20 protein-coding genes are annotated in these 22835 nt (G+C 51.4%); 12 read left to right on the top strand and 8 right to left on the bottom strand.

All coding sequences use genetic code 11. The annotated features are described in order from the left end of the window. The first annotated feature begins 2 nt into the window (after positions 1-2). Positions 3-662, top strand: a complete 660-nt coding sequence (locus tag F8S13_03450; GenBank protein ID KAB8144904.1) for a CpsD/CapB family tyrosine-protein kinase — start codon at positions 3-5, stop codon at positions 660-662. Here F8S13_03450 and F8S13_03445 read toward each other — a convergent pair. From F8S13_03445 to F8S13_03435, 3 genes are all read right to left on the bottom strand, one after another. After that, complete coding sequence (locus F8S13_03445; protein ID KAB8144903.1) at positions 659-919, bottom strand: hypothetical protein; 261 nt, start codon at positions 917-919, stop codon at positions 659-661. The genes F8S13_03450 and F8S13_03445 overlap by 4 nt on opposite strands. Positions 920-1009: 90 nt before the next feature. Then, positions 1010-1990, bottom strand: a complete 981-nt coding sequence (locus tag F8S13_03440) for an alkaline phosphatase (GenBank protein KAB8145240.1) — start codon at positions 1988-1990, stop codon at positions 1010-1012. A gap of 157 nt (positions 1991-2147) precedes the next feature. Then, positions 2148-3143: an HNH endonuclease gene (locus F8S13_03435; GenBank protein KAB8144902.1), complete on the bottom strand. Its 996-nt coding sequence runs from the start codon at positions 3141-3143 to the stop codon at positions 2148-2150. Between the two features lie 195 nt (positions 3144-3338). Between F8S13_03435 and F8S13_03430 the strand changes: the two genes are divergently transcribed. Together F8S13_03430 and F8S13_03425 are read left to right on the top strand one after the other, a co-directional pair. Continuing rightward, positions 3339-3884 (top strand): dihydrofolate reductase, encoded by a 546-nt coding sequence (locus F8S13_03430; protein KAB8144901.1) that lies wholly within the window; start codon positions 3339-3341, stop codon positions 3882-3884. A gap of 13 nt (positions 3885-3897) precedes the next feature. Then, a complete protein-coding gene (locus F8S13_03425; protein KAB8144900.1) occupies positions 3898-4272 on the top strand; it encodes a hypothetical protein in 375 nt (124 codons plus the stop codon). On the opposite strand, the gene F8S13_03420 is transcribed toward F8S13_03425, so the two are convergent. Beyond that, positions 4265-4939: a hypothetical protein gene (locus F8S13_03420; GenBank protein KAB8144899.1), complete on the bottom strand. Its 675-nt coding sequence runs from the start codon at positions 4937-4939 to the stop codon at positions 4265-4267. The genes F8S13_03425 and F8S13_03420 overlap by 8 nt on opposite strands. Positions 4940-5455: 516 nt before the next feature. On the opposite strand from F8S13_03420, the gene F8S13_03415 reads away from it, so the two are divergent. After that, positions 5456-6712 (top strand): hypothetical protein, encoded by a 1257-nt coding sequence (locus F8S13_03415; GenBank protein KAB8144898.1) that lies wholly within the window; start codon positions 5456-5458, stop codon positions 6710-6712. A gap of 155 nt (positions 6713-6867) precedes the next feature. On the opposite strand, the gene F8S13_03410 is transcribed toward F8S13_03415, so the two are convergent. From F8S13_03410 to F8S13_03395, 4 genes are all read right to left on the bottom strand, one after another. Then, entirely contained in the window at positions 6868-7998 is a 1131-nt protein-coding gene (locus tag F8S13_03410; GenBank protein ID KAB8144897.1) for a hypothetical protein, read from the bottom strand. Between the two features lie 87 nt (positions 7999-8085). After that, the gene (locus F8S13_03405; protein KAB8144896.1) at positions 8086-8334 is read right to left on the bottom strand and encodes a hypothetical protein; all 249 of its coding nucleotides are present in this window, start codon (positions 8332-8334) and stop codon (positions 8086-8088) included. A 192-nt stretch (positions 8335-8526) separates the two neighbouring features. Then, positions 8527-9087, bottom strand: coding sequence for a hypothetical protein (locus tag F8S13_03400; protein KAB8144895.1), 561 nt, complete (start codon positions 9085-9087; stop codon positions 8527-8529). 449 nt (positions 9088-9536) lie between these two features. Next, positions 9537-10106: a hypothetical protein gene (locus F8S13_03395; protein KAB8144894.1), complete on the bottom strand. Its 570-nt coding sequence runs from the start codon at positions 10104-10106 to the stop codon at positions 9537-9539. A gap of 338 nt (positions 10107-10444) precedes the next feature. Between F8S13_03395 and F8S13_03390 the strand changes: the two genes are divergently transcribed. The 8 genes from F8S13_03390 to F8S13_03355 all read left to right on the top strand — a co-directional run bounded on the left by F8S13_03390 (position 10445) and on the right by F8S13_03355 (position 22602). Further along, positions 10445-11074, top strand: coding sequence for a hypothetical protein (locus F8S13_03390; protein KAB8144893.1), 630 nt, complete (start codon positions 10445-10447; stop codon positions 11072-11074). A gap of 18 nt (positions 11075-11092) precedes the next feature. Beyond that, complete coding sequence (locus F8S13_03385; protein ID KAB8144892.1) at positions 11093-13270, top strand: DDE-type integrase/transposase/recombinase; 2178 nt, start codon at positions 11093-11095, stop codon at positions 13268-13270. Positions 13271-13281: 11 nt separating this feature from the next. Further along, positions 13282-14316: an AAA family ATPase gene (locus F8S13_03380; protein KAB8144891.1), complete on the top strand. Its 1035-nt coding sequence runs from the start codon at positions 13282-13284 to the stop codon at positions 14314-14316. A gap of 13 nt (positions 14317-14329) precedes the next feature. Next, on the top strand, positions 14330-16507 hold the full coding sequence (locus F8S13_03375; protein KAB8144890.1) for a helix-turn-helix domain-containing protein: 2178 nt from the start codon (positions 14330-14332) through the stop codon (positions 16505-16507). Between the two features lie 272 nt (positions 16508-16779). Then, entirely contained in the window at positions 16780-18051 is a 1272-nt protein-coding gene (locus tag F8S13_03370; GenBank protein ID KAB8144889.1) for a DNA (cytosine-5-)-methyltransferase, read from the top strand. 10 nt (positions 18052-18061) lie between these two features. Beyond that, positions 18062-20395 (top strand): hypothetical protein, encoded by a 2334-nt coding sequence (locus tag F8S13_03365; protein ID KAB8144888.1) that lies wholly within the window; start codon positions 18062-18064, stop codon positions 20393-20395. After that, entirely contained in the window at positions 20379-22055 is a 1677-nt protein-coding gene (locus tag F8S13_03360) for a DEAD/DEAH box helicase (protein KAB8144887.1), read from the top strand. The genes F8S13_03365 and F8S13_03360 overlap by 17 nt, the downstream gene beginning before the upstream one ends. Positions 22056-22080: 25 nt before the next feature. Then, the gene (locus F8S13_03355; GenBank protein ID KAB8144886.1) at positions 22081-22602 is read left to right on the top strand and encodes a hypothetical protein; all 522 of its coding nucleotides are present in this window, start codon (positions 22081-22083) and stop codon (positions 22600-22602) included. Positions 22603-22835: the final 233 nt, after the last annotated feature.

Genomic DNA, 22835 nt, shown 5'->3' with positions numbered 1-22835 from the left:
CCATGACAGCTACCAACCAACTGATCACGCTGCGCGACCCGCGCTCGCAGGCCGCCGAGGCCTACCGCACGCTGCGCACCAATATCCAGTTCTCCAGCCTGGACCGCCAGATCACCACGCTGCTGGCCACCAGCACCTCGCCCGACGAGGGCAAGTCCACCACCGTGGCCAACCTGGCCGTGGCCATGGCCCAGTCCGAGCAGCGCGTTATCCTGGTCGACTGCGACCTGCGCAGGCCCTCGCTGCACACGCTGTTCGGGGTGGATAACGACAGCGGCCTGACCAGCGTCATCCTGGCCAGCGAGGAGGAGGCGCTGCCGCTGGTGGCCACCGAGGTGCCCGGCCTGCACCTGCTGCCCAGCGGGCCGCTGCCGCCGCGCCCTGCCGACATCCTCGGCTCGCGGCGCATGGAGGCGCTGATCGCACGCCTGCGCGCCCAGGCCGACATCGTGCTATTCGACACCCCGCCGGTGGTGGCTGTGACCGACGCCGCCGTGCTGGCCACGCGGGTGGATGGCGTGCTGCTGGTGCTCCAGGCCCACAAGACCAGCCGCGAGCGCGCCCGCCAGGCCCGGCAGATCCTGGAGAAGGTGAAGGCCAATATCCTGGGCGTGGTGCTGAACGACGCCGAGATCGAGCAGGGCTACGGCTACTACAGCTAGGGCTGCTTCTGGTAGAAAAAGCAGAATGGGGCGAGATCCGTGCGGTCTCGCCCCATTCTGCTTTTCACCACCGCGTGGGATCGTCCCACCACCGCGTGGGATCGTCCCACCACCGCGTGGGATCGTTCCACCACCGCGTGGGATCGTTCCACCACCGCGTGGGATCGTTCCACCACCGCGTGGGATCGTTCCACCACCGCGTGGGATCGTTCCACCACCGCGTGGGATCGTTCCACCACCGCGTGGGATCGTCCCACCACCGCCCCTCACCCTTCCGAAACTTGGAGTCTTGGAGCCTTGGTGGTAAACCGTCCCCACTTCGCGCCTTCGTGGTAAATGGTTCCCGCCTAGCCGCCGCAGCCGCCGCGCAGGGTCTGGTCATCCACCACCGCGCCATCAACCGTCACAAACTGGAAGCGCAGCGTGTGCGCGTCGGCCTCCAACAGCATCGCGCCGTACTGCCCATCGTGCTGCACCTGGCTCTCTGCGATCGGCGGGCCGAGGTCGTACAGCGCGCCGCCGCCCAGCCCATTCACCACATAGGGGATGCCATCGTGCGCGAGGCGCTCGTAGCTGTGGTCGTGCCCGGCCAGCACCATGTCTGCGCCCCAGGCCGCAAACGGCCACTGCATCCACTCGCTCGACCCGTGCAGCCCCGACGAGTACGGCGGGTGGTGCATCACCACCACGTTCCAGCACGCACCGGAGGAAGCCAGCCCCTCCCGCAGCCACGCGCCCTGCACCGAGTCCGCTGTGGTGCCATCCGGCTCGCCCGGCATGCTGTCCAGCGCGAACACCCGCACCGGCCCCACATCCACCTGGTAGTAGCGCTCGTTCCCCGGCAGCGCAAAGTAGTCTAGGTAGGGCTGCGCGCCGGGGGCCTGCCAGTCGTGGTTGCCCAGCACCGGGAAGAAGCGGTTCTCCGCCGCGCCAGGGCCATACGCACCCTGGTACTGCCCGATGTAGCGGTGGTAGTACTGCCCGATATTGTCGTCGATCGTGTCCGCCCCGCCCGCCGGGTAGTTGTTGTCCCCCGTTGTCACCACCGCATCGGGCGCGAGGCCCGCCACCTGCGTGGCCACCGCCGCCTCCGGCGGGCTGGAGAGGCCGTAGTCGCCGATCACGGCGATGCGGACAGGCGGCGCAGGCGTTGGGGAGGGCGTAGGCACAGGCGTGGAGAGCGCAGGGGTAGCAGAGGGCACAAGGGTGGCCGCAGCAGCGCCGGGCAGCGCCTGCGGGCGCGGCGGCTCGCCGACGCACGCGGCCAGCAGCCAGCACGCCAGCGCCGGGGCGAGGCGCGGGGCCAAGTTGTGGTTCCAGGCTCGCATAGGCCGCATTATAGCAGCCTTACGGCCAGCGTAGGCGCAAACATTTGGCGGATATCGAAAAAAGCCGACAGCGGCACCAGCGCAGCCGCGCCGCTGCGGGCCTGATCATGGCCAGCCATCCCTCCGCAGCGCCTTCGCCGGATGGGCCAGGCCGCGATCACCCGGCCCGCCACGACTCATCGGCGCGGAAGATGTTGCGCCCGTGCCAGCGCAGCGCCTCAGTCGCGGGGCGCAGGCGTGCGTCGGCGGGCAGGTGGATAGCCCGCCCGCCCAGGTCGCGGATGGGGGCCGCGCCCGCATCATCCGCCACAGCGGGGGAGACCGCCAGCTGGTGCGCGGGCGTCACGGTGATCATGCCCTGATCAAAGGCCCAGTGATGCAGCCCGCACAGCGCCAGGCCATTGCGCGGGTCATCGTTATGGCTGTGGCTCCAGGGCACGATGTGTGCGGCAGCCACGGCGGTGCGGCCCTCGGGGGTGAGCAGCCGGATGCCGCAGGCCGCGCAGGTGTGCGCGTAGGCCTGCACCATCACTCGCCGAAACGCCGCCGAGCGCGACTCGCTGCGGAAGCCCTCGTCGGCATCCGGTGCCTCCTCGATGCGGAAGACACCCCGAGTGCGGTCGAGCAGCTCGCGGCTGTAGGTGAACGAGTCCTGCGCGATCTGCCCGGCCTCCACCAGCAGCGGGCGCGTCTCCGGCGCGAAGTAGCGCTCGATCAGCACGCGCCGCAGATCATCCCGCGAATGGGGTTGTGTCAGCAGCTGGAAAAGATTCCTATCCAGCGACGCGCCGAGCACCGCCGCCCGCAGGTCGCGCAGCGAGCGGATCTGCCGCGCGGAGGAGAGCAGCGCATCCTGCCCTGGCAGCGCGATCAGGTGCCAGAAGCCCTCGCTGCGCAGGTGGAAGAAGGGCATGGCCAGATTGCCCTCGCGCTCGCGGCCCATCACCTTCACCCAGTACAGGTCGAAGACATCCAGCAGGTCGGCATTCGGGACGATGACATTGGTCTGGATCTGGCCCTGCGCGATCAGGTCGAGGATGGACAGCAGCAGCAGCGGCTTGTGTGGGGCGCGCCCCATTGTGGCCGCGCCCCAGCGCGATGGCACCGCATCGGAGCGGAGCTTGGCGAAGGCTCGGGTGTAGGAGTCGATCATGGTTTTTCTGGCAGAAAATGTTGCTGGCGCACTGGCATCATTCTAGCAAAAAAATGCCCCATCCGTCGACAGCTTCTCGCTGTAGAACGAAGATATCACGCGCCCAACCGCCCAATCCGCCCAGCGCACGATGCGCCGCGCGGCGCGGCCCGCTATCATCCGAAGTCCGCACGCGAAACATGAAAGGGAGGGGATATGTCGATACGCGCATCGGTGTACATCGCCACCAGCCTGGATGGCTTCATCGCGCGGCCCGACGGCGACATCGACTGGCTGGAGCAGGCCAGCGCCGCGGCCAGCGAGAGCGACTACGGCTACCAGGCATTCATGGACACGGTCGACGCCATCGTGATGGGGCGCGGCACCTTCGAGAAGGCGCTGGGCTTCGACCCGTGGCCCTACGCGGGCAAGCGCGTGGTGGCGCTCAGCCGCAGCATGGCCGAGCTGCCCAGCCGCCTGGAGGGCCACGCCGAGCTGAGCCACCTCGACCCGGTCTCGCTCTGCGCCCGGCTGGAGGCCGAGGGCGTGCGCCACATCTACGTGGATGGCGGCAGAACCATCCAGAGCTTCCTGCGCGCCGGGCTGATCACCGACATGACCATCACCACCATCCCCGTGCTGATCGGCGAGGGCCTGCCGCTGTTCGGGCCGCTTGGCCGCGACCTCGCGCTTGAGCATATCGCGACGCAGGCCTTCCCCAACGGCTTCGTGCAGAGCCGCTATCGCCCAGCTAGCCAGTAAGGAGCAACGCACCATGGCACGCCCACCCTCGCGCGGTCGCCGCGCGCCGCCGCCCACCAGCTCGCGCCTGCTCGACGAGCTAGGGCTGGCGGGCCTCTCGTGGCAGGTCGTCGGTCTCACCGCCGCCGTGCTCGCGCTGGGCTTCGGCCCGATGCTGCTGGCCTCGCTCCTGGGCACGCGGGGTGCCGCCTACGGGGCGCTGGTCGCGCTCGGGCCGGGGCTGGTCTGCCTGGCCTTTGCCGCGCTCACTTGGCGCTACGGCATGCGCCACGCCGCCGCCACGGGCCGCTCGAAGCTGGAGATCTGGCTGCTGGTGGCCATGTTTGTGACGCTGGCCGCGCTCACCTGGTGGGGCCTGTTCGCCAGCGTGGGAAGCGCGGCTACCTGATGCTCGGGAAGGCCCGCTCAGGCGTAGGCGTGCCGGTCGGCGCTGTCGTGGCCTGCGGGGTCTCCCATTCCAGCGTCTCGGCGTTAAAGCCGTGCTCCTTGCCTGCCTGTGATCGGAGGGTGAGATGTGGCCAACTCACCGCCGTGATCATAAGGCTCCCCTCAGCCGTAGGAAGGAAGTACATGAAGGGTTCTATATGCGGCTTATAAATGAGGAGAACACTATTTGCCTGCAAGCCCTCCCTCTGAGGAACAACTTCTTTGCCCGCAGCGATCAAAAGCACACCGTCATCTTGATTTTTTCGGAAGCAGCTAAACATCACAGCGTGAAATTGCGCAACATCAAGTTTGCACGACGAAATGCCATCAGGTGAATGTGTTGGAGGAACTGGAGTATATATCACACGCCTATTTGATGCAGGCATCCCAACATCATTTGGCGTAATCGCTAGCGTCGTTGCACGATTTTGTGCGACAGCTGTACTATTCCGATTTCGTAATACCTCTGTAGTTGCATCTGTAGAGCTGAGCGTGGGCGTCGGCCCTGCATCAAGCCCCATCTCCGCGAGCTGCCAGTCGTAGGTCGGCACCGCCGTGCTTGTATCGGCCACGCCGCAGCCGCCGAGCAGCGCCGCCACGGGCAGGAGGAAGAGCCACGCGCTGCGCATTAGGGTGCCCTTTCTGGTGCATTGAGGCATGTGGTTGGGAATAGATCTGGTACGCCTTTTGTCGCACTATCAGGGTATCTGCTGTGAAGCGCCGCTGTCCATCACAGGCAGGTGATATCTTTATGAGGTAGAACTATGCATAGAAACAACGGCGTTGAGATATGCTGATCATATCAACCCCACATATTACCAAGATTATTCCCTCTTTTTATGGTAAGATAGCGCTATCTAGCACGATGCTGTCGGTTTTGCTCACCATATCAGTGATAAGCCGCACGATCATGTAGCCTTAGCGATAGCCGCATGGCTCGAAAACAGCCGGGGCGGCGGCGCGAGGCTGTGTTGCAGCACACGCGGCCTATACGCAGGCCGCCAGGCACAAGGGGTCTTATGGGATACGCTGAGGGCATAACAGACGATCAGGTGCGCTACTCCACCCTTTGGCAAAACATCTACCATCGACTCAATGATCACCAGTTCGCAAAAAGGGCGGTGTTTATCTCCAGTTTGATATGTGTGCTCGTCTTTCTCGCCACCATCCCGCTCCCCCGCATCGACAACCACCTGATAGGCTCGGATGGCACAAGCTACTACGCCACCATCAGATCGCTGGTCATCGACCATGATTTTGATTTTACGAACGACTATCAGCTCCTAGGGGTGCGCTCACCAGCGCCGACGGCCCAGGGCGTGCCGCCAAACCCATTTGCCATTGGCGCGCCGCTGCTGTGGGGGCCATTTTTCCTGGCCGCCCATGGCGTCTCCCTGCTGCTGAGTGCGCTCGGCGTCACGGTGCCGACCGATGGCCTAGGCTACATCTACGAGGCCGCTATCTGCCTTGGCAGCATCGTGTACGCGAGCCTTGGCTTCACCATGCTCTACAGCATCGCTCGGCGATTCGGGTCGGTGCTCTCCGCGCTGGTAGCGACCCTGGCCATGTGGTGGGCAACGCAGGCGCTCTACTACATCATCGCCGAGCCGTCGATGTCGCACGCGACCACGCTGTTCACCGTATCGCTCTTCCTGTTGCTCTGGTACCCGCCCGATGCCCAGCGGTCGCCGCTCAGGTGGCTGGGCATCGGGCTGAGCGTGGCCCTGGTTGCCCTCACGCGCTGGCAGGATGGCGTGGTCATCCTCATCCCGCTTGCCGAGATCGCCTGGTGGCTCTACAAGCGCAACATGAGCCTAGGCAGCGCAGCCCTGAGCTTCGCGCTATGTATCAGCGCGGTCGCTGTTGGGTTTCTGCCGCAGATGATCATGTGGCACGCTATCTATGGGACAATTCTGACCCTCCCGCAGGGGAATGACTTCTTTATGTGGTCGAATCCGCAGGTTCTGCCCACGCTGTTTTCCACACGGCACGGCCTGCTCTCCTGGCACCCGATCTTTATCCTTGCGCTAATCGGCATCATCTCCCTATGGAAAATCGACAGATCTGCCGCCGCCGCAGCGCTGTTTTTCTTCCTGTGCCAGCTCTACATCAATAGCGCCGCCGCCCGCTGGTGGGCCGACGACGCCTTCGGCGGGCGCAGGTTCACCAGCGCGATACCGCTGCTCACCCTCGCGCTCGCGGCCCTGATCGGCGCATGCGACCGCAGCCAGCGGCGCAGGCTGATCCTCGCAGCGCTGGCCCTGCTGGTGGTGTGGAACGGGCTGTGCTTCGCGCAGTACCGGCTCGGCTTTGTCAGCATGAGTCAGGCCCTCACCCTGCGGGAGATGACGATCGATCGGCTGCTCATGCCCTGGTATCTGCTCCAGAAGGTGGCGCGCTAGAAAGAAAGCCAGATGCGCAGCGCGATGCTACGCTAGGGTTCGTGGTGATTATCAAGCAGAAAGGCTGATTCGGAGGGGGAATCAAGTTCAGAGGTACGCAAGCTGCGAAAAATGTCAGCCCCTGGAACAGTGTTCCAGGGGCTAAATTGACGATGTTACGGAGTAGGCATCCCGGTGGGCGTTGGGGTCGTCGGCGTGGCCTGCGGGGTCTCCCATTCCAGCGTCTCCGCGTTAAAGCCGTGCTCCTTGCCTATCGCCGACCGCACCGTGATATGCGGCCATGTAGCGGCGGTAATAGTAAGATTTCCTTCATTCTCAGGAAGCCTATATACTTTATACGGTTTATCTGTTTCATAAATAATAATAATACCAAGATCATCATGTCTATCATCAGATAGAGTGACTTGTATACCTGCTCCGATTGTAATGCGCCTTTCGCCTTGTGTTTTCCGAAAGCAGCTTCCCATAAGCACATGAATGTCAGTTTGCACCAATTCACACTGCACAACGCCATCAGGCGATGGAATGGTAGGTAGGGGTGTATAAACGCGACGCCGACTCGATGCGTTGTCAATAGCGCGTGGTGTTATCGCACGGGTTGTTGCTTGATTCTGGGCAACTGCCGTTCGGTTTGAATTCCGCTCAGCACGAGCCGTCGCATCCGCAGGCCGGAGCGTGGGCGTCGACCCCGCATCAAGCTCCATCTCCGCAAGCTGCCAGTCGTAGGTTGGCACCGCGCTCGGCGTGAGGGTGTCCGCCGTCGGCCTGGGGCCGCCGCAGCCGCCCGCAGGCGCTTGGGCGGGCCGAGGCGCGGGCGTGGCCGCGCCCGCCGTGCTCGGCCCGCCCATCTGGAGGCTCTGGGAGATAAACAGCCGCTCCGCATGGTCGTACGCTCCCAGCGACAGGCCTATCGTCCCGTCGGCGGCCACCGTATACGCCACCGCCACATCCCCCGCGCCCGAAGCGCCCTCCTGCCACGCCAGCGGCCTGCGCTCGCGGATCTCGGCGGCGGCGCTGGGCGGCAGCCGGATGAGCAGGTCGCCCGTCGCGGGGTCGACCGCGACCGACTCGGCATCGGGGTAGGCCCAGCAGATCTGCGCGGGGTCGGCCCCTGGGTTGATGAAGATCGTGCTGGACAGGCTGGATGTATCGCCGCCGTACACGATGCTCACCCCAGGGTAGAGCCGCTGGTAGGCAATCGAGGCGTAGACGGGCAGCCGCGCCTGCCCCGCTGGCGCATCGACGAAGATCTCCGAGGTCGGCTGGCCGTAGGCCGCCAGCGCCACGCCCGCATCAGCCGCGACAAACCACCGGCTGACAACCTGCGCCGCCGGTCGCCCGCCGAGGTCTCGCCCGTCGGTCGGCAGCGCAACCTAGTACCCCGACGGCGCGAACTGCACCACGCCGCCAAACGCCTGGGCGGAGAAGAGCGCGTCGCCCGCATCCAGCCCCTGGTTGGGGATAAACGCCAGCCCTGTGTCGATAGAGACCGCCTGCGCGGTCGCAGCATCGGCGTAGGCCGCAGCCGTCGCGGAGGCGGGCGTGCTCGCTGCGGTATCGGCGACGCCGCAGCTGCCGAGCAGCGCCGCCACGGGCAGGAGGAAGAGCCACGCGCTGCGCATTGGGGTGCCCTTTCTGGTGCATCAAGGCATATGGTTGGGAATAGATCAGGTGCGCCTATTATTGCACTATCAGGGTATCTGCTCTGAAGCACCGATGTCAATCACAGACAGGTGATATCTCTCTGAAAAGAGACGCATACAATGATTTTTCTTTGCTACAGCACAAAACCTATTGTATCTCGCAGGTATATTTTATGAAGAAAATACCCACTCTTCTGAGTGTAAGTTAAACGTGCCCTCTCGCCCTGAGCTGGTGGTGAAAGAGACAATGCCGTCTGGCGCGGTAACATTGGTGATGGTAATATCGCCCACATCCTTAGGAAGCTCAAAGACAAGATCGTACGTATCAGCAGCTCCAGCACTATTAGTCAGGACATACGTACCGAGTCTTGCAAATTGATAATCTTGCTTAGGACTCGCCCACACAAAATAATATCCATAGCTGAATTCATCAAATGTTGGGACAACACTTACATGCCAGACACTATTCATACCATTCAGTACCTTCAACTGTGCAGTGGTATCAGTGCCTGTGATATCTTCTATTCTCCTCATACTCTCAGGCAGCGTGTTTATGGGAGGGGTCGTTGGTGTCGGAGTAGCGGCAAGGCGCTGGTTTGAAGGAACAGTTGGGGTAGCCTTGATGGGCCTCTGTGTCCGTAGAGCAACTGCTGTTTTCTCCGCTGCATACTGCTCATCGAGACGTGATTGCTCTTTAAAGCGAGCACAGCGCGCTCGATCTTCTTCGGTCATCCGAGTGGCTTCTTCCCATGTGTTTGGACAATCCTGGCCTGCCTTTATCGGCCTGATCTGAAACCACCATAGCGCCACCACGCAGAGCAATACAGTAAAGAGGGCTAGTATTTTCCTTGTGCTAGTCATATCGTATCTCCAAATAAAGAACAGTCTATGTGGAGATCTACTGCAATGCTATGATAAAGATATAAAAAGCGGGTTCCTCCGAGATAATCTCAGAGAAACCCGCTTTTCACACCAAAGGTGTTTATCGAGCAATCACGCGCGGCCATGCACAGCGCTATGTAAATTGTCACACGTATTGGCAGAAAAAAGCCCAGGAAAGGCTTCTATGTCAGACGTATTGGCAACCTATTTTCAGACGTATTGGCAAAAAGTAAACTTATTGCCGAGCGTATTGGCAAAAAGTTTACTCTGAGATTTTTTAGTTGATAGTAATCAAAACCTTATTCCGCAGATCTCATAATCTCCTCACGGCATCGGCCTGCGATAATACCTACAGCACCAGACAGCTGATAAATAACGGTAATAAATACCTGTTCTAAACCATAAAATATCAATGGACTTTCTTTCCATTCCCTATAAACTTTTGTTTTATCACTATCTTTAACATGGAATATCCAACCGTTTATGAAAATATCAACTATATATCGCCTTGTCAAAGGAGTTCCTCCATCACCAATATGAAACCCAGTTTCTTCATCAAGAAATTGGTTTAATTTATCACGCACATCTTGATATGTTTTCTTCCATTCTAGAGAAATATCAGGATCATCTAATAGCTTACCTAACCCTCTAATAGATATATTCTCAGCCGAAGTAAATATTCGATAGTTTGTGGCAACCGCTTTTATAGACGTAGAGCTTGGAGCTATTCTTTCCGTTAAGCCTTTCTTGCTATTGATAGAAACTGATATCGTAGAATTCTCTTCCAAGGACTTTATAAACTCCTCGCTTAGCATTTCCTCAACCTTTTCGAGAAATAAATGAATAATAGATAGGCTTTCTTGTTTCATAGTTCCCTCTTGTTAGTCAACACCGATGACCGAATACCACGTATCATAATGATATAACACACAACTGCTTTTGCAATACCGAAAAGCAAGTTACCCATTAGCTAAAGCATTCAGATTGGCAAGAAAACTTCTTCCCATATTATGTTGCTAAGAGAATCGACAGCCTCTAGCAGCCCTCCTCTCTCATCCTGAGAAATCACCGATTGACAAAACAAAACGTACGTTCTATAGTAGCCTTGAGAAGGCCAGCGTGTCTTCAGGCAGAACACTACCCCAACAAGTCGCTTCCCTCTTGGAATGAGAGCCTGCCTCGGCTATACGAAGCGAGGAGGAATTTTATGCCTGTACGAGTCCCCAGCAATCGTGGCGGCAATATTATTGGCTCATTCCCCAGCCTCAAGATGCCGCCAAATGTCGCCTACGAGTCCACGATTGAACGCGACCTCCTCTTCTTTCTCGAATACGACCCCACCGTTCATGCATATTACCCACAACCATTCACTATTTCCCATACCGATCTGGATGGCACATCCCACACCTACACCCCAGACTTTCAGGTCATCCGTGCAACAGGAAAAGAACTTGTTGAGTGTAAACCTGCCGCACTTGTTTCTGATGATGTGGCTCAACGCCAGATCAGAATAGGACAAACATGGGCGTCTGCTAATGATCACATGTTTGTCGTGATAACTGATATTGACTTGCGTTCGGGACATCAACTTGCTAATCTCAAGCTTCTCTGGCGCTATGCACGAACACCAATACCCATCGATGTCCCAACCCGTTGCCGCGCACTGTTAGAACACAATCCTGATGGACTACCATTTGGCATTCTCGCTTCGACCTTAGCAGGCACCTCATCGATGATCCATGCGCCCCATCTCTATGCGCTTTTATTCCGAAATATCCTCCGTACTAATATGCATCAGCCACTCACAACCACCAGTTTGATTCGGTTACCCTGTTAGCTGACATTGGAGGAAGCCATGGCTCGATTGCGCCTTACCCAAGGATCACGCTATCTCTATCAGTCGAATGTGTATATCGTACGTCAAATCTTGACCGAAGGTCGGCTAGCTGTCGAAAATCAGAGTTTTGGTGGCCAAGCCATCATCACTTATGCCGAACTTGTTGAAGCCTGGGGACGAGGAGAGATTCAATTTGAGGTTCGGGGACACAATGTGAGCAACACATCCGAACGCCCGCTGGCTACGAGCTACACCTTTGATGACCTTCATATGCTCCCAGCCAAACAACGGGATGAAGCCTGGAGGAGATATCAATTACTCTTACCATTGCTACGCATGCCGCCCAAAGAATGCACCACTGCGGCTATTGCAGACTATGCCGCATCACTACAGCCAACAAATACCGTATCACCAACGACTGAGTCTGTACCAACTGGCAATAACCGGCATACCCGTGCTGCGATTGGGCAGGCTACAAGCAACCGCAGTATTCAACGTTGGCTCAGCGCATTCTTGGAAAGTGGCTTTGACATACGCGCACTCGTGCCAAATACACCAGGGCATGGTCGGAAAGGGAAAACTAATCTCAAAGCTGAACTCGAAGCAATCGTGCAGGGAATCCTAGCCGAGTGTGTAGCCAAACCTCAGTACCGTACTGCCCAGGATGTATATTTTATGATCATCAACCGTCTTCGTGATGAAAATGCACTTCGATCACCTTCTGAGCAGTTAGTACCACCGAGTCCCTCAACCCTGTATCGACGCATTCAAGCTACTGGTATCCAAACCGTTCTCCGTCGGCGGGCCAGTCGGAAAGAGCTACAAACCGATGCTCCGGTGGCACAAGGACCACAGCCTACCCGCATTCTTGAACGCGTCGAAATTGATCATACCCTTCTGGATGTATTTATTGTTGACGAGGAGGATCGCCTTCCCATCGGACGGCCAACACTCACCTACGCACTGGATGTATATACTGGGTTCCCATTTGGCTTCTACCTCGGGTTTGAGCCGCCCAGCTACCGTACCATCAGCAGTTGCCTCCAGCATGGGATTCTCCCGAAGGCAGATACAAGCCAATGCTACGAAACAAAGAACTCCTGGCTAGCTTATGGACTGCCTGAACTGCTCGTTATCGACAACGGCAAAGAATTCATTGGACAGGATTTGGAACATGCCTGCGCACAGCTTGGCATTATTCTGGAACGCATGCCTGTCCATACACCCTGGTTCAAGGGCAGCATTGAACGATTTTTCCGCACCAACAACACGGGCCTTATTCATACCCTCCCTGGAACGACTTTCTCAAATATGATCGATCGCGGCGACTACAACGTCTTTGCGCATGCCTGTCTTCCCCTCAACACATTATTGAAAATCCTGCATATCTTTCTGCTTGATATCTATGCGCAACGTTGGCACGATGGCATTGGTGGCATCCCCGCAAAGAGGTGGGCAGAAAGTGTAGCAAATGGGTTCATCCCTTCTCTGCATAACAATGCCGAAGAAGTACGATTACTTCTTCAGCCGAACGAGACACGTACACTCCAGCGCCATGGGATTGACTTTGAATCGCTGGTATACCAAAGCCCCGACATCGCCCAGATGCGATCAGTGCTAGGCAGTGGCACAACGGTCGCTATCAAATACGATCCCGCCGATTTACGTGCAATCGCTGTCTATTCCCCAAACGAGCAGCGCTGGCTTCGCATACCAGCGATTGATCAAGCTTACACCCAAGGTCTCTCCCTCTGGAAACACCGCGTCATTCGCCGTTTTGTCCTTCAGCAGAAGCGTGACGTCAATATTGAGGCGCTCGCAGCGGCAAAACAGCAGATCCAGCAGATTGTCGCACACGAATTCTCGCTCACTCGTAAGATTAAGGGCCGCAAGTCTGCCGCACGATTCCTCGATATTGGTGCCAATATTACTTCTGATGCACTCACAGTATCAGAAGCTACGACGACCGCGGATCCACAGGCTATCTCGCCCAAACCATCATTGCCACCTCCCACAGATTCACCGCAGCAGCCAAAAGCATATACTGCCAAACAATCCAAGGAAACATCCCCCGCGTCTGTACCTCAGGGTACCCAAGAAACTGAGCAGAAACCATTGCCACCACCTTCGAATGAAGACCCTTTGGACACGTCCGGTTGGGGCGGCGATTATCACTTGCCATCATCAAAGCGATAAAAGGAACGTTCATGGACACATCCAACTCGTCTCCATACCTATCACATGCAGACATCTGTAAGCTTCCAGGACCGCAGCGGATCGTCTACGTGGAGCAAATACGTGTCATCTATCCTCGCTGGACAGAAATCATGAAGAAGATCCGTGAAAGTCACGAGATGCAGCCTATTGCAGCGGAGCCTCCTTGCATGCTTCTCATTGGACAAACAGGGGCAGGTAAAACGACCCTCGCAAACTCCTATGCGCAAAACTACCCCATGACGATAACGGAAACAGGAGTCCATTGCCCAGTGTTACGCACAACGATTCCTTCACCCGCAACCATTAAAAATCTTGCAGCAGCACTCCTCCAGACACTCGGAGACCCACGCGCACTGAGTGGTACAACGGGAGGGATGACAGCTCGTCTTATCAGCTTCATTAAGGAATGCGATGTCCAACTTGTAATTCTGGACGAATTACAGCATTTCTTTAATCGAGACAATCATAAGATTCAAGAAGCCGTTAGCGACTGGCTTAAAAACCTCATCAAAGACACCCATATATCCTGCATACTAATTGGGTTAAAGGGTGAGGCTGAAAAGGTTGTTGCAGCCAACCCACAGCTTGCACGCCTCTTTGGCGACCCCGAAGAATTAGAATCCTTTACGTGGGATGAAGCAATACCTAGCACCATTATAGAATTTCGTACGTTTCTCGACCAGCTTGAGAAGCTGCTCCCGCTCAACGAACCCTCTATGCTGGCTAACCGTGAGCGAGCCTGGAGGTGTTTCGTAGCTTCAGAGGGAATAATTAGCTACCTCATAGCACTTATCCGCCGCGCTTCCTATCTGGCGCTCACTCAAGGACGAGAGCATCTTGATGACATACTTCTTGCCCAAGCCTTTGCAGATCGGCTAGCCGGCAAGCGCCGCAAAATTGCCAATCCATTTATTGGCCCACCACCAATGTCACCGACAAAACCAAACATCCCAACATCGGTGGGAGGGACAAATCAGCGTAGCAAAGCTCGGGAAAAGCGTAAAACGAGCCAAGGCATTATGTAGCATAGGATAGAGTATGCACCTCATCAATCGACTTACTCCCCTTCCCTATGAAAGCATGGTAGGGCTGTTAGAACGTCTGAGACGGGCAAACCACTACGAGGAGCCTTACTGGTATCATGGGTTCTTGCCAAAACCCATCCCACACAATATCAATGCGCTTCGTCTTGCCACCCATTATCGTATCTTGGCTGAGCTTACGGGGATATCTCCAGAACGCTTGGCAGCATGTACCATCCATCGCTTCGTACCAGCATTCTACCCGGAAGAAGAACTGGCTACACTGGTGCATGAATATGGAGATTCGAATATCCCTATGTGGAAATGGAGCGATACTGGACGGTGGATCCATTCAAGCAGCGTCCATAAGGTTTGTCCTCTCTGTTACAGTACCGATCAAACATTCTTTGCCCCCTGGCAGCTTCGCCTTATTACGAGTTGCCAGAAACATCAAGTAATGCTCGTGGACACATGCCCATCGTGTCAGAATTCACTCTGTATTACAATTTCATCCGGTACTTGCGCTCGTTGCGGAAAACCGGTTCATTCCTTTCCAACAACATCGATCAGTAATCACCCAGCAAGCCTACAACTTACGAATCTGCTATGGAGTGCCATTGAATGTGGTTCTAAACCATATTCGCCCGCATCGCTCTCTATTGATGCAAATAATCCGCTGCATAATATGGCAACCTGCACACTCTTCACCTTCCTCTGGCGTGGAGCACAATTACTTCTTTCGCGAGATCCTAATAATCCCATCTTCAACGATTCAACCCTTCTCATACCTCTTGTTAGAGAAGGTTTATACATAACGCTTCAACAAGCAAACGTGAACCTTATTCATAACATGCTTACGGCAATGTGGCAGTTGCTTCAATACTGGCCTGAAACATGGCATATGACATTGGATCGCATCGCTGCCACTGAAGACGATGGTTATGCACGTTTTCCTAGGATGTTGCAGACTAAATTTCGTGGTGGTGAATGGGATTGGCTGCACCAAAGTTGGATGGCATACATGCAGGTGCGCACAGATACCGATATTGTCTATCCTTGGCTACGCTATTATCGTATCGCGCAACGATTGCCTGATAGACAGTTCCCTGAACTCCTTTCTCAACGAGAAGCAGCCCGCCGCCTTGGAATCAGCGAACAGAACCTCAAAACACACATAGCGTCCGGCGATCTCCGAACCACACGTCCGCCAGCGCAGAACCATAAGCGTCCATGGAGACTCATCGAGGCAGAAAGCGTGAAACAACTCGGACTTGCTCGCAAGACCCAGCTTTCGCTGACTGAGGCAGCAAACTCCTATGGCGTAAGTAAAGAACAGATCGTTGCTCTGGTTGCTGCTGGCCTCCTTCAGGCTACGAGTGGGCCTCTTGTAGACGGTACATCGACATGGTGCTTCTCAACAAAAGCTATAATGGATTCCCTTACAGCGTTGCTCGAAAATGTTCCCATCCGAACACTTCCATCCGGTTTCACCAACGAGATATGGGATCTACTCCGAGTTCAACGCACGCTCTCTACAATAGGAATACGACTCCCGCACCTTTTGGCTCTTGTCCAAGAAGGGACACTCCCAACCTATAGAGCAGAAAATACGATAGGGCTACACGTCCTTTGGTGGGAATCACTTGCAGTCTTGACCACGCTGAGCCAGTTCGTACAAGCAGAGCAGCCCGTAATGCTATCGGCAAACATGGTCTGTGAGCGTCTGGAATGCAAACCAACAACCCTCAAACATCTGGTTAGCACTAGACTGCTGATGCCAATACAAGTACAAGATCCGACGAAACCTAAAGATAAACGCCGCCAAGTCTATGATGAGCGTGATGTTATATCTTTCCAGAAGCGTTATATCACTACTGACATCGCAGCAAAGATACTCAGAATAACACCGATAACAGTGCAGAATTGGGCGCGAGCTGGTCGCCTCACCGCACTCATGGGGCCGAGTATCGATGGTAGTCACATCTATCGCTTTGACAAAACCATGCTTGCTGAGTGGCGATATCAGCGACTAACCTTTGGTGAGGCCCTAAAATTCCTCGGCGTAAGCAAAGCCACTCTTGACCGATGGGTGAAACAGGGTAAACTCATCCCTCTGAACGACATGGATGGAAAACAGCGGTGGTTTGGAAGAGAAGATGTGGTAAGGCTACAACGATTTTCCACTCACCTGTAGATGAAGAAGTTACTAGGTTGCAGCGAAACCTGTAGAATTTGGTAATCTTAGATAATAGACGCTGTGGCCTCTATACGTTATAATACGGCAAGGGCGATGCCAAATTAGATATTGTGAAAAATAGCACAATGCAAAATCTATATGCATTAAGCTTGTTCAAAGTTAAGCTCTTCTGACACCCATAGAGCTGTTGGACAGTGTAGATTTAGTAAGATAATAGTTTCTACAACCGATATAGATTCAGAGTGAATCTTAAGCATGATTGAGGATGTATGACCACACCTGTTATATTACAAGCTCATAATCCTATCCTATCAGCTAATTCTAATGATTCGCTGTATAGATCGGATAGTCATACAAACCTAACCTGCTTGGAATTATTCGCTGGTACTGGAGGATTAGCTCTCGGTATTCACTCTTCAGGTTTCAAGCCTCTAGCACTAATCGAATTGAATGAGTTTGCAGTACAGACACTAAAGAAAAATAGTAAGAGTGCTCTTGGTATTAGTCCAGAACATATCCTAGAAAAAGATGCTTTATCTATAGACTATAGTGAATTCACCAACAGGATTGATCTTCTCTCAGGTGGCCCTCCTTGTCAACCATTTTCAACAGGTGGTCGTAAGCTTGGGCCAAATGATCATAGAAATATGTTTCCTACATTTATTGATGTAGTTGCTAAAACGAGGCCTAAAGCTGTCCTTATTGAAAATGTTAAAGGATTAGTACGTCAGTGTTTTAGAGAGTATCTGGATTACATTCTAAAACGACTTCAATTTCCAAGTCATACTATGAAAGATAATCATACTTGGTATGATCATTATAAAGAATTATGTTGTTTGAGAGAATCTGACTTCGCGGATGAAGAACAATATATTGTGACTCATCAGCTTATTGATACCGCTGATTTTGGAGTACCACAGCGCAGAGAAAGAGTTATTATATCAGCATTCCGTAAAGATCTTGGAATCAAGCCATTCACTCTTACCGCAACTCATAGCAAGGAAGCTTTATTATATGATCAGTGGGTTAGCAAAGTATATTGGGAACGGCATAACATTCAGCCTTCACAAGATCATTTAGGTATACGGGAAAGGCTATTGGTTTCTAGCCACCAAGCGAATTTCTTAAAAGAAGAAGGGATTCAACCTTGGAGAACTGTACGTGATGCGTTAAACAATATGCCAGAACCCAGTCCTCGAGGGGAAGAGCCATCTTTGCTTAATCATATACAGCATCCAGGCGCAAGAACTTACAAATCACACATTGGTAGTTTTTGGGATTACCCATCTAAGGCACTTAAGGCCGGTACTCATGGTACGCCTGGTGGTGAAAATATGCTACGCATCGATAAGGATGGTTCTGTTCGTTATTTCACTACACGCGAGGCAGCACGATTACAGACGTTCCCCGACACTTGGGAGTTCTGTGGTCCTTGGGGTGCATGTATCAAACAACTTGGTAATGCTGTTCCTGTTGAGGTAGGTAGACTTTTCGCTTTGGAAATCTATAATCGGCTTAAGCTATCTTTGAAATCATACTAGGATAGATACTATGAATTCCGAGCTGATTGATGTAACGCCCCATCCTACCATCCTGACGGTCTTAGGTGAAATTGAACTCCGTCCTTGGCAATGTCTAGCCGAGCTTATTGATAATTCTATAGATGGTTTTCTTAAGAGAATGCGTGCCGGAGATCCTATAGAAAAGCCTAGAGTTAATATTGCTTTAGGGCAAGAGACAGTTGTTGTCAAAGATAATGGGCCTGGAATGTCAATCAAAGATCTGGAACTTGCTGTTAAAGCTGGCTGGAGTTCTAATGATCGCTTTGGCAATCTTGGCCTTTATGGTATAGGATTCAATATAGCTACGGCGCGACTAGGCTCATTAACAAAAATTTGGACTACGCGTGCTGGTGATGAAGAGTGGGTAGGTTTAGACATAGATTTACCTAAAATGGCTACTGGTGGGTCATATTTACTAAAGCCCCTCACAAGGATAAAAGCAGACCCAAATACTAGTGGTACAGAAATCGAAGTTTCTCGACTACGTTCTGAATGGAAAGGTTCTTTCCTAAATACCCAATGGGTACGAAATAATATAAGTGAGTATTTATCTAAGGTATACAGCACAATGCTGCGTTCCCAAACCCCTCTTCCTATTGGCTTTTCTCTCTATATGAATAACAAAAAAATAGAAGCTTGGCAGCACTGTATATGGCCTGCAGATTGGGACGTATATCGGAAAAATGAAGGATTAGTGCGCCCAGTTCAAGAAATAAATCAGACCTTTGGCATTAAATACTTATCTAAAATAGATGGTAAGCTATATGATTCTTTAGACAATATATCCAGAGATGACGTAATCGAAGTCCCTGAAAGAATCTATGGTTGGATTGGAATTCAGAGGTACGCTGACAACAAAGAATTCGGTATAGATCTTATCAGAAATGGGAGAAAAATAGAAATAGGATGTAAGAGCCTCTTCGAATGGGATGACGTTTTAGAGTACCCTATAGATGACCCACGTAATAGAGGAAGAATTGTCGGTGAAATCCATCTAGATCATGGATATGTTTTTTATACCAAACATAGATTCGAAAGAGAGCATTCTAGTTGGAAACAATTACTGAATGCGATTCGCAATAATGAACCTCTTATTAATAGACCTAAACACGGTTTCCCTGAAGCCAATAATTCACCTCTAGGGCTGCTATTCAGAGTATTTCGCAGAAATTCACCTCTCTCAAAATCAAACCAGACATGGAGGGATATACTTTTTATTCAAGACAATGATAAAGCTCGCTTGTGGGCAGATTCTTATAGGAAAGGCATAACTGAATACTTAGACAACAATAAATGGAAGATAGAATTAGAAGGTGAGGAATCAACACCTACCAGCACAGACGAGTACAATATTGAATTCAAAGAGTCCGACTCAATCGAGACTGATATTGGTCTTGATACGGGAATATCATCAGAAATTAACAGTATTACCACATCAACTAATCAACCAACCAATATCAAAGAAATACCACCTGGAAAGCTTAATGTTATCAATGAAACAAAAACTAACAGAATAATAATACCTCAGTTAAGTTCTACAGTTAGTGGAATAGGTTTATCTAGCCGAGTATATGTCATTGAAGTCTATGATATAAATAAACCACTTGATTCATTTCATGGAACACCTTGGAAAAGTAGAATAACTGAAAAAGGAGTATTCGAGGTTGAAATTCAACCAAAACACCCTTCTTTTAATTCTGCATCATTTCAACTAAGAGATGCTATATTAGCAGAATTCGCTCATTATATAACATCTGAAGAAGTAGCTGCAATGGGTGTTCGTGATGGAACTCATTATGGAGAAATCTTAGTCAGTTTAAGAAACAAGTTTTCAGCAGCAGATTCTTTAGGTACCAACGAGATACGATCAGATATAGATAGTCTTAGAAAGAAACTAATCTATAAACTCGCAAACAAACTTAGCGAAGATTCACAGGAAAACCTTCTAAGAAAGCTATCACCAGAAGATCAACAAAGAGTCGAACTGTCTTATGCTTTAGGGGCAGCGAATGCTAAGAAGATTGATTTCCTTGAGGTATGGCATATAGCTTCTTTGCTCCAAAGCGAACCATCATTGTTCTTTGATGATAGGTGTTTTAAGCGTGATTGGAATCCATCAAAGCTTGGAGGCAATACCGATTTATTAGCTATTTATCAGAAGCAACTGATGCAAGATGTATGGATTTCACTAACTAAAATTGGTGAATTTGCTAATCCATTAACTCCTCCTCTAGAATTATCTCGATCATATCTTGTTTTTGTCCGTGCTTGCATGGGCCGTATAGAGAGCTATATGTCTAGTTTGGATGAAATATATGCCTGAATTATTTGATGATATACTACTCAGATATGGGCCATGGCAGGAATTTGAAAGAACTCCTGTCCGTCTTCTACTACATGCAGGGTGGAAGAATCCACGAGTAGTAGGACGCTCAGGAGATAGTGGAGCTGATATACTAGCAACCGACCCTAAAGGAGCTATCTGGGTATTTCAGTGTAAGTTCTCATCAAAAACACCTCCTGGGAAACAAGCAATTAATGAAATACGTAAAGCAGGCATGATCTATGATGCAGATAAATTAGGTATTATAACATCCCAACAACCAACACGTGCTTTCTTTCAAGAATTAGAGAGGTTAAAAGGATTTGGTTTACAGATCCAACATTTAGGACCCGAAGACCTCAAGAAAGCAAGTTACAAAGTTCCACTATATGTTCCCTCACGGCCTACTCTTCGAGATTATCAAGCTGAGGCTGTCGAACGTTTACGCTCTGCTGTATTAGAAAGTGGCCATGGGCTTATCGTATTAGCAACAGGATTGGGGAAAACAGTTATTGTTGCAGAATTGGTAGCAGATTTGCTATCTGATGGGTTTCTTGACCGAGGAAGAATTCTTGTACTTGCACATACTGTTACGTTAGTTAATCAATTACTAACAAGCTTTTGGCGTCACCTACCCAAAACTATCCCAACCCATCGACTTGCTGATGGAGAAAAACCTAGCTTCTTTGAAGGTATTACTTTCGCTACTGTACAATCTCTTTCTAATGCTAATAACCTTCCGTACTTCGATTTAGTAATAGTAGATGAAGCGCATCACTTAGGTGCACCTGGATACTCAAAGACTATAGAACAACTAAATCCATCTAAACTCATTGGTATTACAGCTACTCCATGGCGTGCAGAGGGTACACCTATTACATCAATCCTTGGAAAACCGGTTTTCTACATGGGTATTAAAGAAGGTTTGGCCCAGGGATACCTTTCCAATGTAGATTATAGAATATATCTGGATAGTATTGATTGGAAATTAGTTAAGTCTGAGTCACAATATGGATATACAATAGGTCAATTAAATAAAAAATTAATCATTCCAATACGTGATGATGAAGCAATACATAAAATAAGAGAGGTATACGATTCAAATAATCGCCGAAGATGTATTGTATTTAGTCCTTCTCAAATACATGCACAAAGTTTTGCCAGTGACTTACGTAGATCTGGTTTTACGGCAGCATCCTTAACCAATACAGATGAACCTACTATAAGGTTTAAAATACTTTCTCAGTTTGCAGCTAACAAAATACAATTTATATGTGTAGTAGATATTTTTAATGAAGGTGTAGATGTTCCAGATGTTGACATGCTGGTTTTCCTAAGGGTAACACATAGTCGACGCATATTCGTTCAACAACTTGGTAGAGGTTTAAGACTAAGCCCAACAAAGGATAATGTTATAGTAATGGACTTTGCTGCTGATATCCGTAGGATTCATGCTGCATTTGATTTATTAGATAATCAAGATGATAACTTTGTTGAAAGGTTACCTTTACCTCATGCAGTTGTAAATTTTATTGATCGTTCTATGGGCAATTTTTTCTATGAGTGGATTGCGGATCTTGGAAATATTCAAGATTACGAAGAAGATGAATTAGTCCGCTTACCAATACTTGACCCAAACCAATTTAATTTCCCAGAGTAATCTTCCTCTAATTAGGAGAGCTATAATGAAGGTTGATGACATAAAGCACGAGATTCGCGAGGCTCTTTACAAATACGCAGATGAAATAGACTGGTTGCACTTAACAATTTCTCAGAGAAAGCAATACTATGAAGTATGGACTTCTGACCCCAATATTGGCGGTAAGCTAGAAAAGATTATGGATTCTAGTCGTGTTCGAGTTTATCTAAAAGATACAATAATGAAATCTTATTCTAGTAAACAGAAACCTGATTTAAAAAGAATTCTTCAACTTCATAGTATATCTTGTGATCATATCTCGCAAGTATTTACAAAACCACAAGCATTTCTCTGTGATAACAATCAACTCTATACATTATCAACAGCAAAGGATTGGAGAACATCCATGCTGAGCGCATTTGAACGAGCTTATGAGATTAAAAATATAAATAGGAATATTATTTTTATCACAGATCATACACAAGGTCGTTTCATAGATAAGTCATATCGTGATATGATATCTATAGCTGCAAAAAAACTGGATATTATAATTTATTGGTTGAATTAAGGCTTATAAATTTGAGATAGCCACTAGCAACTAACTTATCTAGCTGTAACCCATATATAATAATCGTGAGTGCATCTTGACTAGAACTCAAGATGCACTCACTTTTCCTCACTATCTCCTCAGGATTCCAACTTTCTCCTATACCAAGTATTTGCCTAAAGCCCGACTTTGCCAATACGCGTGACGCTAGTGCCAATACGCGTGACGCTAGCGCCAATACGCGTGACAAATTA

The organism is Chloroflexia bacterium SDU3-3 (assembly GCA_009268125.1).
Lineage (GTDB): Bacteria > Chloroflexota > Chloroflexia > Chloroflexales > Roseiflexaceae > SDU3-3.
Note: the sequence above shows the minus strand (reverse complement) of the source record. Positions and strands in the feature narration are given on the sequence as shown.

What these genes read in the sequence shown, in the direction of transcription:
- F8S13_03380 (KAB8144891.1), top strand. Translation starts at nt 13,282, where the DNA reads ATGGACACATCCAACTCGTCTCCATACCTATCACATGCAGACATCTGT.
- F8S13_03375 (KAB8144890.1), top strand. Translation starts at nt 14,330, where the DNA reads ATGCACCTCATCAATCGACTTACTCCCCTTCCCTATGAAAGCATGGTA.
- F8S13_03400 (KAB8144895.1), bottom strand. Translation starts at nt 9,087, where the DNA reads ATGACCGAAGAAGATCGAGCGCGCTGTGCTCGCTTTAAAGAGCAATCA.
- F8S13_03405 (KAB8144896.1), bottom strand. Translation starts at nt 8,334, where the DNA reads ATGCGCAGCGCGTGGCTCTTCCTCCTGCCCGTGGCGGCGCTGCTCGGC.
- F8S13_03355 (KAB8144886.1), top strand. Translation starts at nt 22,081, where the DNA reads ATGAAGGTTGATGACATAAAGCACGAGATTCGCGAGGCTCTTTACAAA.
- F8S13_03370 (KAB8144889.1), top strand. Translation starts at nt 16,780, where the DNA reads ATGACCACACCTGTTATATTACAAGCTCATAATCCTATCCTATCAGCT.
- F8S13_03390 (KAB8144893.1), top strand. Translation starts at nt 10,445, where the DNA reads ATGCCTGTACGAGTCCCCAGCAATCGTGGCGGCAATATTATTGGCTCA.
- F8S13_03360 (KAB8144887.1), top strand. Translation starts at nt 20,379, where the DNA reads ATGAAATATATGCCTGAATTATTTGATGATATACTACTCAGATATGGG.
- F8S13_03365 (KAB8144888.1), top strand. Translation starts at nt 18,062, where the DNA reads ATGAATTCCGAGCTGATTGATGTAACGCCCCATCCTACCATCCTGACG.
- F8S13_03450 (KAB8144904.1), top strand. Translation starts at nt 3, where the DNA reads ATGACAGCTACCAACCAACTGATCACGCTGCGCGACCCGCGCTCGCAG.
- F8S13_03385 (KAB8144892.1), top strand. Translation starts at nt 11,093, where the DNA reads ATGGCTCGATTGCGCCTTACCCAAGGATCACGCTATCTCTATCAGTCG.
- F8S13_03430 (KAB8144901.1), top strand. Translation starts at nt 3,339, where the DNA reads ATGTCGATACGCGCATCGGTGTACATCGCCACCAGCCTGGATGGCTTC.
- F8S13_03440 (KAB8145240.1), bottom strand. Translation starts at nt 1,990, where the DNA reads ATGCGAGCCTGGAACCACAACTTGGCCCCGCGCCTCGCCCCGGCGCTG.
- F8S13_03425 (KAB8144900.1), top strand. Translation starts at nt 3,898, where the DNA reads ATGGCACGCCCACCCTCGCGCGGTCGCCGCGCGCCGCCGCCCACCAGC.
- F8S13_03420 (KAB8144899.1), bottom strand. Translation starts at nt 4,939, where the DNA reads ATGCGCAGCGCGTGGCTCTTCCTCCTGCCCGTGGCGGCGCTGCTCGGC.
- F8S13_03395 (KAB8144894.1), bottom strand. Translation starts at nt 10,106, where the DNA reads ATGAAACAAGAAAGCCTATCTATTATTCATTTATTTCTCGAAAAGGTT.
- F8S13_03435 (KAB8144902.1), bottom strand. Translation starts at nt 3,143, where the DNA reads ATGATCGACTCCTACACCCGAGCCTTCGCCAAGCTCCGCTCCGATGCG.